Genomic DNA, 16,908 nt, shown 5'->3' with positions numbered 1-16,908 from the left:
TTATTTTTCTTTTTCATCGTGAACTACTCCACCCTTACGACGAAGCATCCCCACCTCACGATGAGGATTTCCTGCTTCTTTAGGGAAACTTGCTATACGTAAGCGTATAGTAGAGGTTTCCCCTCCACAGGCAGTCCATCCCTCATAAGCCAGCTCTTTCAGCCCAGTAGAACCAAATGAATTTTTCGTTTCGTTGATACAAAAACTTTTTCTATAAGGGAGCTATTCATCCCAACCTTTCGGATGGAGACTTCCGCCTCCCTTAACCCCATCTAGTTAAAGCTATACTTATAAATAGGTTTAACTATAATTATAATCATGACAAACCAAGCTTTTTTAGAAATTAAAAACAAATATAACGAACTTGTAACCTCTTATAACAAATGTCGAAACTGCGTAGATTGTGAGTCATGTGATAAGGCAGAATTATTAGCAGATGAGTTATTAACCCAACTACAAGATTTTAATATTTCAGAATTAGACGGAACAGAAAAAGATGAAATAAAGAATATATTATTCTCTGTATCATCAATATTTAACGAATTGAAGAAATTATAATATATTTAATTTTTTAATCTCCTCTGCTTAGTTTTCATTTATTGCTTGTTAGTCTTATTCAATATGACATATCTTCGTATCCACATTACTACAGTATGATATGGAACTTCCAAAATTTCTGAAATTAAATGTGGATCTGTTCCCTTTAAATACATCTGAATAGCTTCATCTCTAAGCCATTGAGGATACCAATGTTTAGCATTTTCAATAAACTTTCTATGGCAATCCCTACACAGATAAGCTTGTTTTCCTTTAATTTTCCCTACTTTAACAACATAATTTGAACCGCAATTAGGACAAGTGATATTTCTTATAACTCTTCTCATAATTATAACTAAGCTTTCAAAAATTTATAGTTTTATATCTATGCTTATAAAACACAATTAAGTTTTAAAAATAATCTTTTCAATTTAAAGATATTCTAGATTTATTAAAAAATTCTTAATTAATTTCAACTGCTATATGAGTAAGCATCAAATAGAAAGAAATTTCAAACCGCACTATCTGTCATAGTACTTTAGCTTAATTACTTCAAAAAATGTATCATCTTCATATTTACTGCAGTTTATAATTACTAGTAAAAATAACTTATAAAATAACTCTTTCCTAAACAAGAGGAACTCATTAACTTTTTGCAATTTTATTGAGACTATCTTCAAAAATAACTAATTATTTTAAAATTATTTTCTATTAGTTCTGCAATTTCAACGACTTTACTTTAAAAGGTTAGAAATTAGATTAATGCTTGCTGATTATTCATACCTATTATTTTGAAGAATAGTTCTTCTAAATTAGTATGTATCTTACCTATATCTGAAACTTTATATCCAGCATTATATAGCTCTTGTAAAACTTCAAGCATATCGACGTCAGAATGTATTATGACTATATTTCCTTGAACGCTAATATTTCCAAACTTAGAACAGATTTCCTTAACCTTCTCATCTACATTTTTTTCTAAGATTATTCTTAATCCAGTGCCTATCTCGTAATTTCTTATTTCATTCATTGTCATTTCTTTTACTATTCTTCCCTTATTTATGAAAACCACTTTATCTACTAGACTCTCTACTTCAGTTAAAATATGAGAAGAGAATAGAATCGCCTTACCTTGACTCTTGAACTTTAAAGCTAAATTTCTAAAGAATGAAATTCCTTCAGGATCTAGTCCATTTAATACTTCGTCAAATAAGAAATTCTTAGGTTCAGAAATTAAGGACGTGGCCAGAGCAAATCTCTTCTTCATACCTTGAGAATATTGATTCAACTTTCTATCTTCTACTCCCTTTAAACCTACCTCTTCAAAAAGTTCTTTCCCTCTCTTTATTGCTTCTGACTTAGATATACCATAAAATCCAGCAATATAAACAAAATAATCTAATGCTTTTACATCCTGCTCGAAAATAGGTAATTCAGGTACCCAACCGACATTCATTGATGCCTTCTTCTTATCCTTAGTAATACTATACCCATCAATTAAAACATCTCCTGAAGTTGGATTTAAAACGCCTGCTGAAATATTTATTGTAGTAGACTTTCCAGCACCATTCAATCCTACAAAGCCTACGATCTCTCCATTGTTAACTTTAAAACTAACATCTTTTATCGCTATATTTGAACCATAATTTTTAGTTATACTTTGAATGTCAATCATATATACTTAGAATATTAAGACAAAATATAAAACTTCTCATTATATTATTTATTCTAATCTAAAAAAGATGTTTTTAAAGTAAAAAATTCAATCTAATAGAAACTTTCCTAGAAATTATGATTCGAATAATCTTAAATATTTTATTTATGATTTTTCGATTATGAAGAATTATGCCTAACCCATTTGTTTATGATTTTAAAAGAACCTTTCTTAGATTTTCTACAATTTTCTTCTTGATAATATTTAGCCTAGCTGGAATAGGAGTATCTTACTTAGTATTTCATTTTACAATAAGTGTAAATGAATCAACTTACGTTAAAATTAATGATGTAGCAGTTTATTTTAATAATAATGGGAGTTCTGAGATTATTGGCTACGTTTTTAATAATTTAGGAAATCCTATTCCAAATGCAAAAGTGCAAATATTAAATGCTAATGCTACGCATATTATTGCAACTACGAATACAAATACATCGGGATACTTTAAAATTGAAAGCCTTCCTACTTCAGGTTATATTAGAATTATTTATAATTCTCAAGAAATAAACGAAACTTATTCTCCCTCAGTTTCAGTGACAACTGTTAATAGTTCGACTACTACTCATCACCATATTTTTTCTCTTTCTGCAGTTACTCCTAGTTCATCCAATAGTGTTTCCTTTTCAACTACAGAATTTGCTTCAGCCTTTACAGATGCTTCAGGTTCTTTTGCAGTTTATAGTTTTATTATAGTTAACGCCCATAATGGAAAAGCTGATTTAATAGTAGCTTCCACGGAAAAAAATGCGAATTTAAGTTATAGTTTTACAAATTATCCGCTTTATCAGCCTGCTAGTATTATAGTTTCTGCGTCGTCTCAAAACAGTACAGTAAATAGCAACGTAAAGACATTGGCAATATCTAATTATATACAGACTTTCACAATCTCAGTACCTAGCCAGCCAGAATATATTAATTTTGAATTAGTTCAAAATTCAACAGAAAATGGATTAACATCATTACCTTTGGTATCTAGTTTATTTTATCCTCATAGTTCTGCATTTAGTTCTATAGTTACTTCTGCTATTAGCAATGCTGGCATATTTGCAAGTTTCTTCCCGATTTTAATGTTTTATTTAGCTTATACTATACTAGCTAAGCCTAGGGATTCTGGAGCTTTGCTATTCTTGTTATCTAAACCAGTAACGAGGAGAGAAATATATACAAACAGATTATTAGGTGGTTCTTTAACTGGTGTAGTAGCTGCTTTAGCTTATGCGCTTGTAACTTATGGAGTTATAGATTATTTAGTCTTCTCAGTTGCAGGAGTATCTGTTCCTATTAACGTTCTTCTTTTATCTTTTGCTGGTATTGCTATAGAATTAGTAGCTTTCTATTCTTTAGTATTAATGCTTCCTACATTCATAAAGTCTGCAGGAGCAAACATAGGATTATCAATATTCCTTTATTTCTTATTTGGAATAATTTGGGATATATTTTCTATAATAATAGGCGGACCTTCTAATTCAGCTAAAGTATCGTATGAATTAGATTACTTTAATCCTTTCGGTATTGTGACTTTTGCTGAATATTACATTGAAAGTCCTTACACTTTCACTAATTCTTACGGAGTTATTCATCTACCTCTAGTTATTCTATCATCAGCATTATGGATAATAATACCTGCAATTATAGGATTGCAGAGAATAAAGAAAATAGATATATAACATTTTTTGTAATTATTTGCTCAAATTTATAGTAGGATATCAAATTATATTTCAATAACTAAAAAGACGAGAAAAATTTTCTTACCATTCTCCCATATACTTTTCCAAGGCTAAATCTCCTTTACTCCACATGAAGTACTTAACGAATAATTCCTTCTTTAATGAATTAGTAGCTGATGGTATAGCTTTAGCTATTGTTCCACCATAGAATGAATTGTCGTTAACTGCTACGCCATATCCTTCTAAAGGATTATCAGCTATGCATACTACTGAAGGTACATATGTATCAATTTTAGTTGGAACTCCTAATCTATTAGCTAAATGCTCAGCTGCTATTCTTCCAGTCTTAACAGCTAAGAAAGCTAATTTTGGTACTGTCATTGCATTCGCGTCACCAGAAGCATATACGTTATCGTATTTTATTGAAACCATGTTTAAGTCAGTTGGTATGAATCCTCCATCGTCAACTAAGTCTGGTGTAGAATTCTTTAAAGCTGGATTTCCAGTATAAGGTGGTAATACTACAGTTAAATCTGAAGGTATTGTATTTCCTTTTTCATCTACAATCTCATGTTCTTTGATTTCTTTTATCCTAAAGTTATTTACTAAAGTTACTCCTAATTGCTTGTACATTTCTCCTACTGCTTTTCTTGCTCCAGAAGATAAATCTGATAAGTATTCTCCAGGCGAGTATACTGTAGTTTTCACTTTGTCTAGCATTCCTTTCTTCAAGAAGTATCCGTGAAGCATTAATGACATTTCAAATACTGGTCCTTCGCAGGCTGCATCAGATTGTGGAACTAAGTTTTCTGGAACTTTGGGCTTTGGATTATGTCCTTGATAGAAGAATCCAGAACCTATAGTTACGTTTCCTCCTTTAAAGTCCTTAAGTCTGTCTCTTAATTTAAGTGCATATTCTGGTTCGCAAACGCTATAACCGTATTGGTCCCATCCTTTAATTAATTCTGGTGCTAGATGTGCTCCTATACCTACTATTACGTAATCATATTCTTCTTCTTTTATTGTTCCATCTGGTTTTTGATATACTACTTGATTACTCTTAGCGTCAATTTTTTGTACTTTTCCTTCCTCGAAAGCAATGCCTTTTTCTGGTAATGCTTGAGATAGATCAAGTCTAAATTCTTCTACGTCTTTGACTCCTATAGAGACGTGAGGTAAATCTAGTCTTAACCAACTAAATCTACTTTCATTTATTAGTTTTATTTCAGCTTTGCTACCTACTAATCTTTTAAGAGTATATGCTGGCGTTAATGCGCCGAATCTTCCTCCTAATACTAAGACTTTTGTCATTTTTTATCAAACATTATATTCTCTTAAATCATTAAAAACCTTTTTATTCTAAAGTTATATAACAAAGATATTTCTTTTTTAAGGAAAAGGAAAATATTTCCTTTGGCGTATTTATTTAGTGATATACAGAAATTTAAAAGATAAAATCTAAAGAGAAATTAATCATCTCAATTTCTATATAAGTAAAGAATTAGAGGAAGATAAATAATTGGCTTTATTCAAGAATAAATAATCATATATTAAAATTAGAATAAAAAGTTAGTCTATATAATTCATAATATACTTATGAAAATGGACTTATTATCTTATAATTGTATTAACTATTATGCCAGGAAAAATAGTTGTAATGATAAATTCTGGAAAAGATCAGAAGCCAAAAATAATGACTGCCTTAACACTAGCATTAGTAGGGAAACAAAAGGGATTATTTGAAGATTTACAATTAATTTTCTTTGGTCCTAGTGAACAATTAATTGCAGAAAAGGATCCAGATATAATAAATATGATAAATCAAATAAATCAAACCGGAGAAAAAATGTATGCTTGCCAATTAGTAGGAGACAGTCTAAAAATAACTGATAAACTAAAACAAACTCAAGGATTAACTGTTACTTTAGTTGGACCATTAATAGCTGATTTAGTAAGTAAAGGATACGAAATACTTAACTTCTAAATTAATTTCTATTTTTATTTTTTATCTTTAAGTCATAATCTCTTATCAAATATTTTAGATTTTTTATATGTATCTAATTTTTTAGTTATTCTATAGTTTCTAGAAATTTCTCATTGGAGAATAGGTGGTTTAAAAAATCTCTAATCTGTATTTTTTCTTTTTTATTTTCTATTTGTCTAAGTAATTTTCTGTATTCTCTCATAACTTTCATTAGAAACAAAGAAGTTTTTTGTAATTTCGCATCAATCATTCCATTTTTGGATAATTGAAATATTATTTCTGCTGATTTTCTTAGGCTTTCAGCTAAGCTGTCTGTTGGTATAATATCTGGGTATTCTAATATTGAGTAAAAGCAATCAGGTGGCTCTACTTTTATTCCTATTCTTTGTTGTGAATAATTTCCTAATTTTCCTTTTAATCCTCCTATATATTTTAAGAATATTGAATTCTCATCTAATGTATACCTATTTTTACCTTCTTCATCTACTATGAATGAATATGAGAACGTATAAAGTATACTTCTAGATAATGGATTTTCATTTTTTACAGTAGTATCAAATTTTATTATTAATTTTAATAAATTCATTCCTATTTTAGGAACTAATTCGTAAGAAAATATTTCTCCTAATTGTGTTACTTCATATTTTCCGTTTTTCTTATTTATAGCATTTATATTTTTTAAGTAGGTTATTGCATCATTTATTTTTCCTAATGAATAATTATATCCATATTTAGATAATAGATCTAAATTTTTCTTAGTATATATCCACCTTAGTACTGTTTGAGCATAGTCTGAAGGCTCTTTTATTGTACCAAATTCTTTATTTAATGCTTTATCAACTACTTTATGCTCATCATTTTCTTCAAATATTAATGCTATTCCTCTTTTTGAATATCCTGGTCTTCCAGCTCTTCCAATTATTTGAGCTATTGTTGATGGTTCTACATAAGTCTTTATTGGATTAAATCTCTTTAATGCAAGAATTACTACTGCATCTACTGTTGTATTTATGCTTAATGATAAAGTATCTGTAGCTACTATAATTTTATAAAATGGTTCTGTTGTATTTTCACCTTTACCTTTTCTCATATCGTCTTCTATTTGTTTTCTTCTTTCAATTGGTAATCCTGCGTGATGATATGCAGTATTAACTCTCAATTCTTTTTGTAATAGTTCAGCTATTTCCTCTGCTGATCTTCTAGTATTTGTATAAACTAAAAATTGTTTATAATCAGATAGATTAATTTCACCTTTCTTAACGTAATTTATAAAAGCTATTGTCTTCCTCAAATAATAATTAGATGAAAATAGAAACTCGTCAAGATTATTCTGTTTAACTCTTTTCTTATTATAATTTTCCAATTTTACTCTTTTTATCTCAATTTCTATTGGCCTTTTATCCATTTGTATTACTTTAGCTTCTAGATAAAGAGATAAATTATCAACTTCTGGCATTGTTGCACTGAGCAATACTATATTTATTTTAAATTTCCTTTCATATCTTAAAAATTTATAATATGCTAAAATTTCTTGAATTATACAATTTCTTCCATTATAAAGTAAAAGATGTGCTTCATCTATAATTAAAAGAGATCTATTGAATACTTCTTGTCTAGTTATTAGAGATGATAGTAGCCTTTCATAACTTGTTACAATTATTTTCTTTTTACTCCATACTTCTTCTGGGTCAAAGTTATCATCTAACCTTGCATCACTATCATCCCTTCCAACACTATCGGTAAAATTACTGATTTTAATAAATACTTCTCTTATTGCAGCTTTAGTAGGTAATGCAAAGATTATTCTATCATAATTATTCTCTGATAGAGCGTATTTTATCATTGCAAAGGTTTTCCCAGAGCCTGTTGGAGCTATTATCATAAGAGGCTGATAATTATTTAGATCAGCATAGTTTATTCTGACAAATTCCATTTACTTAATATATTGAATTCATGTTTTATAGGGTTAATTATCTACTTTCAATTATTCATAAATACAGTAACTCCCATTAGATTTATAAATCTTATGTAGCTTTAGAATAATTTATGATAGGCTTTTTTATTGTAAACTTATTTATAATTTTAAAAATTAGGAAATAAGATAATAAAATATAAATAATTGTTAATAGAAGTATTTATACATGGAAAGTGTAGAATATGCTGTTGATTTATTACTAACTTCAACTTATGGAATAGCTTTTACAGGTGCAGGAATAAGCACAGCTTCTGGAATACCAGATTTTAGAGGGCCTAATGGAATATGGAAAAAATATCCTCAAGAGTTATCATCAATAGAGTATTTTAATAGAGACCCTAAAGGATTTTGGGACTTTTACTCTACTAGAATGAGAAGTTTATTTAATTCTAACCCCAATCCAGCACATATTGCTTTAGCTGAGTTAGAAAAACTAGGTTTAATAAAAGCTATAATAACTCAAAATATTGATGGTTTACATCAAAAAGCTGGTTCTCAAAACGTAATAGAATTACACGGTACAATGAAAAAATCTTACTGTAACTCATGTTATAAGGAATTCGATTCACAAGAAGTTCTTAATAAAATAGATAAAGGAGAAAATCCACCAAAATGCGAATGCGGAGGTATAATAAGACCTTATGTAGTATTATTTGGAGAACCAGTAACTAAGATTCTGGAAGCTGAAAAAATTGCAATGGAAGCAGATTTAGTTTTAGCAATAGGCTCGTCATTAACAGTTTATCCTGCTAATTTAATTCCTCAAATAGTTAAAGAAAGAGGAGGAAAACTAATTATTTTAAATAATGAAGAAACTCCTCTAGATAGTATAGCTGACGTTATAATATCAGATCCAGTAGAAATAGTTTTACCTAAAATAGTAAATAAAATAAAGGAAAGGATTACCAATTAAGAGGAATACATAAGGATAAATAACATTTTTTATGACTCATTCTTTTAAAAAAGAAAATATAGTTTTTAATAAAATAAAAATAGCAGAGGTTAGATAAAATTTCATATCTACAATCAACCTTTCTTAGAAGAGTTTAGTTCAATAATACTTATTATAACATAAAATATCAGCCTATAATATCTCTATTTTGTCAGTAAATTAACTTACTATTCTTACAGCTTACAAAATAAAAACTAATTCTTAGATATGATAAAGAAAAGAGTTTATTTACCTATTATAAGCGGTAGAAGAAATATTGCGAACAATAGATTAAAGAGTACAATTGTTGTTATAATTGCATATAATTTATTTTTTTCTGATATAAATTGTGCTATACCTAATACTACTCTGATTACTGGCGTAGCAATTAAAACCATCAAGCCTAAATATATATAGTCTAATCCATAAAATTTCGACAGACCATTAAATACCTTATATGGCTTAGAGATAGAACTATTTACGATAGAATTAGGTGCTGATATCTGAACTATAGTATATCCATCCGAACCATGAAATACAAATAGCATTATAACACCTGCTAAAATTATTATTGCACTAATTATTACACCTACTCTTAATGTATTTCCTATAAGGTTGTTAAAATCCAAATCCTAACCCCCTCAATAACATCTGTATTCCTAAGAACACTAAAATTATCATAAAAATGTATCTTATAGTTTTGTTAGTTACTCTAACAAGAATCTTAGTACCTATGAATGCACCTATTAGAACGCCTATTGCAGTACCTGCTGCTAAGAACGGCTCTATATATCCAAATATCCAATAAATCGAACTACCTGTTGCGGCAGTAACTCCGATCATAAAATTACTAGTAGTAGTACTGACTTTCATAGGAAGATTCATTGCCCAATCCATACCTAGAACCTTTAAAGCACCAGAACCTATTCCTAGTAATCCAGAAATAAATCCTGCAAAAAACATTATTATTTCTCCGAGCCACCATCTGACACCTTGATATTCTACTTCTCGATCTAATGCCATATCATAGTATTTGCCGTAAAGCTGAAATACTTTAGTAGTCCAATCTGGTTTCATAGGTTTTGGAAGTTCAAATTTTGATTTAGCTAACTGCACATATACTTGAGAAAGCAATACAATCCCAAAAATTATATAAACTAAAAACTCCAGATGATGAGCATAAATGTAAGCTACAGTTAACGCACCAACAATTGAACCACTAGTAGTAGCTATTTCTAAACCCATTCCAATTCTAACATTAGTTATCTTATCTTTAACGTAAGCACTAGCAGCACCACTTGAAGTTGCAATAGTTGATATTAAGCTGGCTCCAGAAGCATATTGAATTGGAACACTCAAGTACAATGTATATATAGGAACAAGAAATGTAGCACCTCCTAGCCCAGTTAAAGCACCTAATATACCTGATAATGCGCTAATAAAGACTATTTCAACAAAAAACTCTATTGGTGATAACATAGTAGTAATTAACAGTGATTGTTATTAAAATTATTAGTCAACGTAATTATATTATGTTGCTTGTTTAAGGGTATTAATTTATATTCTATTATTTTAAGATAAAATGGAAATATTTATTGAAGTAATTTTTCAAGTTCTTAAACGTCAAATCTTCTATTATGAAAACTATATACGATTGTAGCAAGCAAAAAATATTTTATAACATTTAGAAAATCACATGCAATAATCTAGGTAATAATGTGGTAGCAAATACTAGCATTAAAAATACAAATAAGCTTATAGCTATATATATTTTATCTCTTTCAATCATATAGAGGATAACTTGCTCAAAAACTATTATTATCGGTAGAGATATAAGTACTATAACACCATATAATGATATAGTTAAAGGATTAGTATAATCTGTTAGACTCACGTCAGTTGTATTAAACTGATATATATTAGCGTTAGGATTCTGAATCACAAAATAAACTAAACCAAATACAACAAGAGCAGCAGCAATTATGACTCCATATCTTAATGTCTTAGATATTAAGGATTTTTCATTTAGAATATTCCAACACCTCTCAAAATTAATTGAATACCTAAAAGTATTAACACTAAAGTGAAAATCTGTCTTAGCCTTCTACTTAGCATCTTATTAAGATATCTTGAACCTAGATTAGATCCTATAAAGACTCCAGGTATTGTAACTGCTACTATTACTGGACTTATCATTCCTAGTGCCCAATATACTCCTGAACTAGTTGCTGCAGTAACGCCTATCATAAAACTGCTAGTGGCAGTAGTAATTTTAAATGGCAATCCCATTCCTAAATCCATTGCTAGAACCTTTAAAGCACCAGAACCTATTCCTAGTAAACCTGAGACTAAACCTGCAATATACATTCCGAAAAGTCCTACTGGATATCTTCTTCCTCTGTATTTTACTTGCTTATCCAGAGCTAGATCGTAATATGTTCCATATAATTTCAATTTATATGCTAAGTCTGGTTTAGGATCATCTTTATATTCTGGAATTTCACTTCCCATTCTTACAAAATTTGGAATAACTGAGAAAATTAAGATTGCACCAAATAATATGTCTAATAAGGTAAAAAGATGAGCTTTTTCTATAACATATTCCAATAATGATCCAGTAACTGCTCCAGTAGTAGTTGCAATTTCTAACGATATTGCAACCCTCATGTGTGCTAATCCAGTTGATAAGTATCTAGATCCGGAAGATGCTGAAGTAGCTATTGTAGAAATTAAACTAGCTCCTATTGCGTAGTCTATAGGTATTCCTAGAAAGAGTACAAGAATTGGAGTTAAAACTACTCCTCCACCTAAACCAGTCAATGAACCCAAGAGGCCAGCTATTAGTGAGGCTAAAAGTAATGAAACAAGTAATGTTAGTAGCATAGCAAAAAAGACTAATGACTCTTACAATATAAGTTTTTCCTATTATTGAACTACGAAGTAACAAATTATTGATCTAATTAACTAATTAGACTAAATTAAATAATATATAAACAAAAAATATTTTAAAAAGATTTGTTTATACGATATTATTTAATGCTTCCTCCATCTCACTTAATGTAGCAGTATAATTATTTAACGAAATTTCTATTATCGTTTTATTCTTTACTGCTATAAAGTTTGTATGAGCATATGGGATATTAGAAGCTATATAATATATAGTATATCCGTCATAAGTTGTTTCATTAAATGAGAATTGTGCATTCCATCCTTGCCATCTGTTATGACCAAACATCATTATGTTAATCATTTGACCAAATCCCATTCTATTGTGGACCATAAATCTGTTGAAGAATGTATTAGTAGTAGTCTGAATTACGTTTATAACTAATTTGGTCTGAGTACCGCTGATATTTCCTATCATAACTTCGTGATCTATTGACTTTATACTATGATAATAAGGTATTTGTATTATTGTGCCATTAGCATATTGAATTGTTATATTTTCTTCTGGATATTCTTTTAAGAATGTTTGATTTTCTATTACAGTCCATGTTCCTCCAAATATGTTATGTGCATCTGATGCGGAAAGAACTATAACGGACGAGCCTGAATTCATTAATGCAGAAACAGTTGGTAAGGCTATTACAAATGCCAACGCAACTATTATTGCTATAGCTGAAGGAATAGCTATTTTCTTGTAATTATGTTTCTTTGGAGCTGGAAGATCTAATTGATAACCGCAGTTAATACAGTATTTTGAAATATCGTCGTTCATATATCCGCATCTAGGACACTGCTTCATAATTTTATCTTATCTACTCTACTTTTAAGTTTTATCGAAACCGTTATCGCTATATATTATGAAGTATTTTGAATTTTTATAGTATCTATAAAAAATATTTAATTATTATTCAGCTTCAAGTTTTTCCTCTATCAGATTTGGTATTGAATTTTTTACTGCAAGATAGTGAAATACCAAGATTACAACTGAAACTATTGGTATATCATATGGAAATGGTATTAAATCGTTTAATCCAAATGGACCAAGATAAGATAGCAAAAGCATAGAAGAAAGAAATGGAACTAGCCAATATGTTGCTCTAATTTCGTTTTTGTCTATTTTCAGGAAAAGTAACTCTAATATCGCAAATCCTGTAAATAATAGAATAAAAAGTAAAAATGCCAGATTATTTCCTATACTTAAACTTGATGTAGCATTATAAAATAAAATGGAAGAAATCAGTATAGCAAACATTGATATGACATTCATTATAGGATATTTTGAATAAAATACCAAGTATATAGATAATCCTATGAATCCTATAACTATAATATAAAATAGTGTAGAAAATCCAGACCAATAAACTAGCAGTCCTGCCATTATGGTAGATAAAGGAGATATAATTTTCCAATTTGATAAGGAATAAACTCTTTTCAGATTTGGATAGTTTTTTCTAAATGAGTGTAACCCTATCCCTCCCATAATATACGTCAATACTGTAGCTGAAGAAGAAATGTTAACTATGGAGTACCAAGAAGGAATTGGAAGAAGAAATATAGCTGCTCCTATAACTGAAATTATAAGCGAAATAAATGGTATTCCTCTTTTATTTACTTCCGAAAATATTTTTGGTAAGTATCCATTATTGGAAGATCCAAAAAGTGTTCTAACAGAAGTTCCAGTATATATTATTCCAGTTCCTGCAGGAGATATTATGCTATCGAATACTAAGATTGAAATCCAAATATCTAATGCCAGAAGTAAAGAAGATGAATGAATCTTAAATATTGATAGTATCGGAGAATTACTTATTGAGGATGTAATTAGCGAATTCCAATTCCCAGGCTGTATGCCTATTGCTGACCAGTTTAATGCTCCTATAAACCCAATTTCTAATACTGTAAATATAATCATTGATATAACTAGAGATGAGATTATTGCAAACGGAATATCCTTCTGTGGATTCTTTCCTTCTCCTCCATATTCTATAGCTTGCCTAAAACCTAGATAAGAGAACACTATCCCAGATGCTGGTATTGCATATAATGTTCCATTTATTGCGTTAGATACTGGTAGAGAAAAATTAGTATAATTGAAGAATGCAAATAGTATTAAAGCAGTTAATGAAGGTATTATTAATTTCCACCATCCTATTCCATGACTTATTCTTCCTAATCCTTTTACTCCAAAGTAATTTGCAAAAAAGAACAATACCAGCAGAATATACGTAACTAGAATTCCTTCCATTGTTAGATTTCCAGAAGAGTATAATGAAGGAAAGAAATGAGATAAGTAAGTGGTCGTAGCTACTGCTTCTATAGATACTGTTGATATAGCTGAGATTAAATATGTCCAAAACATAAAGAATCCTACTATTCTCCCATGAGTATAATGAGGATATCTTATAATTCCTCCGGATTTAGGTAACATAGAAGATACTTCTGCATACGATAATGCAATTAATATCATCATAATTCCTCCTATTATCCAAGAAAAAATCGAATAATAACCAGCGTAAGCCGCAGCAGCTAAAGGAGCAAATAACCAACCAGAGCCAATAATTCCTCCTAAAGAAAGATAAGTTAATTCACGTCTAGTTAACACTTTTTTCAATCTATCATCTGATTTCAGATTATCTGACGACATTACGATTAACGTATACTAAGTACTCTAGTTATAAGATTGAATATCTTTACTAGGTTTTAAGTTAGTACCATTTCCTGTTCAAAGTTTTTTTGTAAGGATTGAATTCTAGGAGAAAAGTTTAATTCTCTCATGAAAAATATGCATCTATACCAGATTTTTTCCTTTTTACTACTTTTTCTATAAATTCATCCCTTACTGGCAAATATGCATTTTGAAAGAAAGCTCTCTGATTTTCTAAAGTTTCTTTGGGAAAAGTTGAAAGATATTGTACGGCAGAATCCCAAGCTTTTTCGTATGGTATAATAACTTCTATTTTTTCCTTTATTTCCTTGTCATAATCCTCAGGAGTCTGTTCTTTATCACCTATTACGTAGTAACCTGACTCTAAATCTTCATATACTTCCTCTCCTGCAACAGTTGTTAATATTCTATCTTTCCTTATTGCAGAAGGAGTAATTCTTTGCATAGGCTTTTTCTCATATCCTCTATGGTATTTTGCCCAGGCATAAAATATTGCTCTATTTAATCCAAATGACTTCGCTTTATTTAAATCCTTATAAAGTAAATAATATCTAGCCGCCTGAAGTAATGCCATTACTTGAAATCTACCTATTTCTCCTCTTTCATTTTCTTCTTCTTTTCTTTTTGGCTTTACGCCTTCGTGAGTTGGTTTATAAGCCTGTATTGCTTTTGTTAGTAATTCAGACGCTTCGTTTTCTTCAAACTTTTCATATATCTTTTCTTCATGAACGAAATTATCTGGTTTAGCCCAATCTAAAGTGAATTTATCTAATTTATTTGGAGAAAAGCATATTGCAACATAATCTAGTTCTTTATGAAAAGATAAAGGCGCAGTAAATATCCTTTTTGTATCAATTAATTCGTCAATTTTCAATACATTTCCCGAAGCCTCAGAAAGAATTTCTATTTGATCCTTAACCTTATTCAGTATATACTGTACTATAGCATGCGAGGCAGTTAATGGATCGTAATCTTTTGGTATTGAGTTTTCGTTTATTCTTACGTGAATTCCTTCTCCACTCCAAAGTAAATAAACTGATTTTTCTATTTTTTCTTTTTCTAATGCTGAAATTACAACTTCTGCAGCTCTTATTGCAAATTCCCATTTTTCTATTTTTGTATCTATATCGAAAAATGGAGTATAAGCTATAATTTTATCATTTTTTGTATTTACTGAATTAATTTCTTTGTATTTTCCTGCGGTAGCATAAACTGTTCTAGCCTTATACTTAGAAATAAGGTAAGGGACTTCTGATGGAGAAGAGAAGTAAAGTGGTTGCTTTTTATCATCATATCTAATCATAGTAGCTCCATAAAGTGCAACCCATCTGTTTTTAGAAAAATTCCATATTTCATTCTTTACTATTTCCTTATTATAATGAGAAGATAGAATGTTAGTTTTATCCTCCTCTTTATCCATAATTATTTTATAGTGTAGAAATATATAAAGAGACTAAATTTCCCCACATTGCCTATATATTTCTCTAACTGCAATTAGATCTCTCAATGCTATTTTAGGATTCATAGGAACTTCATTATTATGAATTAATGCATTTATAAATCCTTTTATTTCTTCTTTAACTGTATTAATTTTTTCTATTTGTATCATTTTTTCTTTTATACCCTCGATATCTACAATTAAATTTCCATAAGGTTTTCCAGAATATATCACTCCATCTTCCTTTATGCTTCCTCTTTCTCCATAAATTTCAAAGTGAGAAAAATTTTCGCTTTTACTTGCCCAAGAATACATGAATATCCCCAAATATCCTCCTTTAAAATTAAATATTCCTCCAGATGTATCTTCGCCTTCTAATCCAGAGAAAGTATTTTTGCATAATCCCTTAATCTCTGAATATTCTCCTCCTAAGTTTAACATTGTATCAATATAATGTATTCCTCCATCAATTAACGCTCCTCCTCCCATCAATCTTTTATCCCTCCTCCATCCTGGGGGAGAATTTCTTCTAGTGTTTCTAACTATTATCAAAGATATTTTTCCCAGACTAGCCATAAGCTCTTTAGCTTTCCAAACAGTAGGGTCAAAATAATGATTTTCCAATACCATAAATTTTACTCCTTTTTTAATGGATGTATTTATCAGACTTTGAGCTTCTTCTTCAGTTCTAGCTATTGGCTTTTCTATCATTACATTTTTTCCTGCTTGCATTGCTTTAACTCCCATAGTTTCGTGAGCATCATGGCTTACTACTAGATCTATAATGTTTGCATCTGATTTTAATACGTCATCATAAGAAGTAAAATATCCGTTAGCATCAAATTCTTTCATGCATTCCTTTGCAAATTCTTCCGTTCTACTAAATACATAAATTTCAAGATCTTTTCCTATTTCTTCTTTTCTCAACTCTGTATAAGCGTTAAGATGAACTCTTCCAAATCCTCTACATCCTACTAAAGTTATCTTCATAAAATATATTAGTAATATCGTGATAAAAAAATTGGTCTTTAGCTGGAAATCCTTTTTATAG

General features: G+C 29.6%; 16 protein-coding genes. 4 read left to right on the top strand and 12 right to left on the bottom strand.

Annotated elements, in window-relative coordinates:
* The first annotated feature begins 318 nt into the window (after positions 1 to 318).
* Positions 319 to 558, top strand: a complete 240-nt coding sequence (locus B6F84_RS03800) for a hypothetical protein (RefSeq protein ID WP_148691002.1) — start codon at positions 319 to 321, stop codon at positions 556 to 558.
* A gap of 38 nt (positions 559 to 596) precedes the next feature.
* Here the strand turns inward: B6F84_RS03800 and B6F84_RS14255 are convergent, their stop codons facing one another.
* On the bottom strand, positions 597 to 884 hold the full coding sequence (locus B6F84_RS14255) for an IS1 family transposase (RefSeq protein ID WP_148691001.1): 288 nt from the start codon (positions 882 to 884) through the stop codon (positions 597 to 599).
* Positions 885 to 1,291: 407 nt separating this feature from the next.
* A complete protein-coding gene (locus tag B6F84_RS03790) occupies positions 1,292 to 2,212 on the bottom strand; it encodes an ABC transporter ATP-binding protein (RefSeq protein ID WP_148691000.1) in 921 nt (306 codons plus the stop codon).
* A gap of 170 nt (positions 2,213 to 2,382) precedes the next feature.
* On the opposite strand from B6F84_RS03790, the gene B6F84_RS03785 reads away from it, so the two are divergent.
* Positions 2,383 to 3,918: an ABC transporter permease subunit gene (locus tag B6F84_RS03785; RefSeq protein ID WP_148690999.1), complete on the top strand. Its 1,536-nt coding sequence runs from the start codon at positions 2,383 to 2,385 to the stop codon at positions 3,916 to 3,918.
* An 81-nt stretch (positions 3,919 to 3,999) separates the two neighbouring features.
* On the opposite strand, the gene B6F84_RS03780 is transcribed toward B6F84_RS03785, so the two are convergent.
* On the bottom strand, positions 4,000 to 5,229 hold the full coding sequence (locus tag B6F84_RS03780; RefSeq protein WP_148690998.1) for an NAD(P)/FAD-dependent oxidoreductase: 1,230 nt from the start codon (positions 5,227 to 5,229) through the stop codon (positions 4,000 to 4,002).
* 325 nt (positions 5,230 to 5,554) lie between these two features.
* Here B6F84_RS03780 and B6F84_RS03775 point away from each other — a divergent pair, with 325 nt between their 5' ends.
* Entirely contained in the window at positions 5,555 to 5,902 is a 348-nt protein-coding gene (locus B6F84_RS03775) for a DsrE family protein (RefSeq protein WP_148690997.1), read from the top strand.
* A gap of 85 nt (positions 5,903 to 5,987) precedes the next feature.
* Here B6F84_RS03775 and B6F84_RS03770 read toward each other — a convergent pair whose 3' ends face one another.
* Entirely contained in the window at positions 5,988 to 7,835 is a 1,848-nt protein-coding gene (locus B6F84_RS03770) for a DEAD/DEAH box helicase (protein ID WP_148690996.1), read from the bottom strand.
* Between the two features lie 208 nt (positions 7,836 to 8,043).
* Between B6F84_RS03770 and cobB the strand changes: the two genes are divergently transcribed.
* Entirely contained in the window at positions 8,044 to 8,790 is a 747-nt protein-coding gene (gene cobB, locus B6F84_RS03765; RefSeq protein WP_148690995.1) for an NAD-dependent protein deacetylase, read from the top strand.
* Positions 8,791 to 9,053: 263 nt separating this feature from the next.
* On the opposite strand, the gene B6F84_RS03760 is transcribed toward cobB, so the two are convergent.
* From B6F84_RS03760 to B6F84_RS03725, 8 genes are all read right to left on the bottom strand, one after another.
* Positions 9,054 to 9,437 carry a DUF1634 domain-containing protein gene (locus tag B6F84_RS03760; protein ID WP_148690994.1) on the bottom strand — a complete coding sequence of 128 codons (384 nt, stop codon included), beginning with the start codon at positions 9,435 to 9,437 and terminating at the stop codon, positions 9,054 to 9,056.
* Positions 9,427 to 10,287, bottom strand: coding sequence for a sulfite exporter TauE/SafE family protein (locus B6F84_RS03755; protein WP_148690993.1), 861 nt, complete (start codon positions 10,285 to 10,287; stop codon positions 9,427 to 9,429). Before B6F84_RS03755 ends, B6F84_RS03760 begins: the two co-directional genes overlap by 11 nt.
* 205 nt (positions 10,288 to 10,492) lie before the next feature.
* Complete coding sequence (locus B6F84_RS03750; RefSeq protein WP_257788614.1) at positions 10,493 to 10,819, bottom strand: DUF1634 domain-containing protein; 327 nt, start codon at positions 10,817 to 10,819, stop codon at positions 10,493 to 10,495.
* A 14-nt stretch (positions 10,820 to 10,833) separates the two neighbouring features.
* On the bottom strand, positions 10,834 to 11,691 hold the full coding sequence (locus tag B6F84_RS03745) for a sulfite exporter TauE/SafE family protein (RefSeq protein ID WP_148690991.1): 858 nt from the start codon (positions 11,689 to 11,691) through the stop codon (positions 10,834 to 10,836).
* Between the two features lie 136 nt (positions 11,692 to 11,827).
* Complete coding sequence (locus B6F84_RS03740; protein WP_148690990.1) at positions 11,828 to 12,553, bottom strand: zinc ribbon domain-containing protein; 726 nt, start codon at positions 12,551 to 12,553, stop codon at positions 11,828 to 11,830.
* A 105-nt stretch (positions 12,554 to 12,658) separates the two neighbouring features.
* A complete protein-coding gene (locus B6F84_RS03735; protein ID WP_148690989.1) occupies positions 12,659 to 14,398 on the bottom strand; it encodes an APC family permease in 1,740 nt (579 codons plus the stop codon).
* A gap of 127 nt (positions 14,399 to 14,525) precedes the next feature.
* On the bottom strand, positions 14,526 to 15,839 hold the full coding sequence (locus tag B6F84_RS03730; RefSeq protein ID WP_222703216.1) for a hypothetical protein: 1,314 nt from the start codon (positions 15,837 to 15,839) through the stop codon (positions 14,526 to 14,528).
* Positions 15,840 to 15,872: 33 nt separating this feature from the next.
* A complete protein-coding gene (locus tag B6F84_RS03725) occupies positions 15,873 to 16,847 on the bottom strand; it encodes a Gfo/Idh/MocA family protein (protein WP_148690988.1) in 975 nt (324 codons plus the stop codon).
* Positions 16,848 to 16,908: the final 61 nt, after the last annotated feature.

The organism is Acidianus manzaensis (assembly GCF_002116695.1).
In the GTDB taxonomy this organism is placed as follows: Archaea; Thermoproteota; Thermoprotei_A; order Sulfolobales; family Sulfolobaceae; genus Acidianus; species Acidianus manzaensis.
Note: the sequence above shows the minus strand (reverse complement) of the source record. Positions and strands in the feature narration are given on the sequence as shown.

What these genes read in the sequence shown, in the direction of transcription:
- B6F84_RS14255 (WP_148691001.1), bottom strand. Translation starts at nt 884, where the DNA reads ATGAGAAGAGTTATAAGAAATATCACTTGTCCTAATTGCGGTTCAAAT.
- B6F84_RS03755 (WP_148690993.1), bottom strand. Translation starts at nt 10,287, where the DNA reads ATGTTATCACCAATAGAGTTTTTTGTTGAAATAGTCTTTATTAGCGCA.
- B6F84_RS03785 (WP_148690999.1), top strand. Translation starts at nt 2,383, where the DNA reads ATGCCTAACCCATTTGTTTATGATTTTAAAAGAACCTTTCTTAGATTT.
- B6F84_RS03770 (WP_148690996.1), bottom strand. Translation starts at nt 7,835, where the DNA reads ATGGAATTTGTCAGAATAAACTATGCTGATCTAAATAATTATCAGCCT.
- cobB (WP_148690995.1), top strand. Translation starts at nt 8,044, where the DNA reads ATGGAAAGTGTAGAATATGCTGTTGATTTATTACTAACTTCAACTTAT.
- B6F84_RS03790 (WP_148691000.1), bottom strand. Translation starts at nt 2,212, where the DNA reads ATGATTGACATTCAAAGTATAACTAAAAATTATGGTTCAAATATAGCG.
- B6F84_RS03740 (WP_148690990.1), bottom strand. Translation starts at nt 12,553, where the DNA reads ATGAAGCAGTGTCCTAGATGCGGATATATGAACGACGATATTTCAAAA.
- B6F84_RS03780 (WP_148690998.1), bottom strand. Translation starts at nt 5,229, where the DNA reads ATGACAAAAGTCTTAGTATTAGGAGGAAGATTCGGCGCATTAACGCCA.
- B6F84_RS03725 (WP_148690988.1), bottom strand. Translation starts at nt 16,847, where the DNA reads ATGAAGATAACTTTAGTAGGATGTAGAGGATTTGGAAGAGTTCATCTT.
- B6F84_RS03735 (WP_148690989.1), bottom strand. Translation starts at nt 14,398, where the DNA reads ATGTCGTCAGATAATCTGAAATCAGATGATAGATTGAAAAAAGTGTTA.
- B6F84_RS03800 (WP_148691002.1), top strand. Translation starts at nt 319, where the DNA reads ATGACAAACCAAGCTTTTTTAGAAATTAAAAACAAATATAACGAACTT.
- B6F84_RS03775 (WP_148690997.1), top strand. Translation starts at nt 5,555, where the DNA reads ATGCCAGGAAAAATAGTTGTAATGATAAATTCTGGAAAAGATCAGAAG.
- B6F84_RS03730 (WP_222703216.1), bottom strand. Translation starts at nt 15,839, where the DNA reads ATGGATAAAGAGGAGGATAAAACTAACATTCTATCTTCTCATTATAAT.
- B6F84_RS03745 (WP_148690991.1), bottom strand. Translation starts at nt 11,691, where the DNA reads ATGCTACTAACATTACTTGTTTCATTACTTTTAGCCTCACTAATAGCT.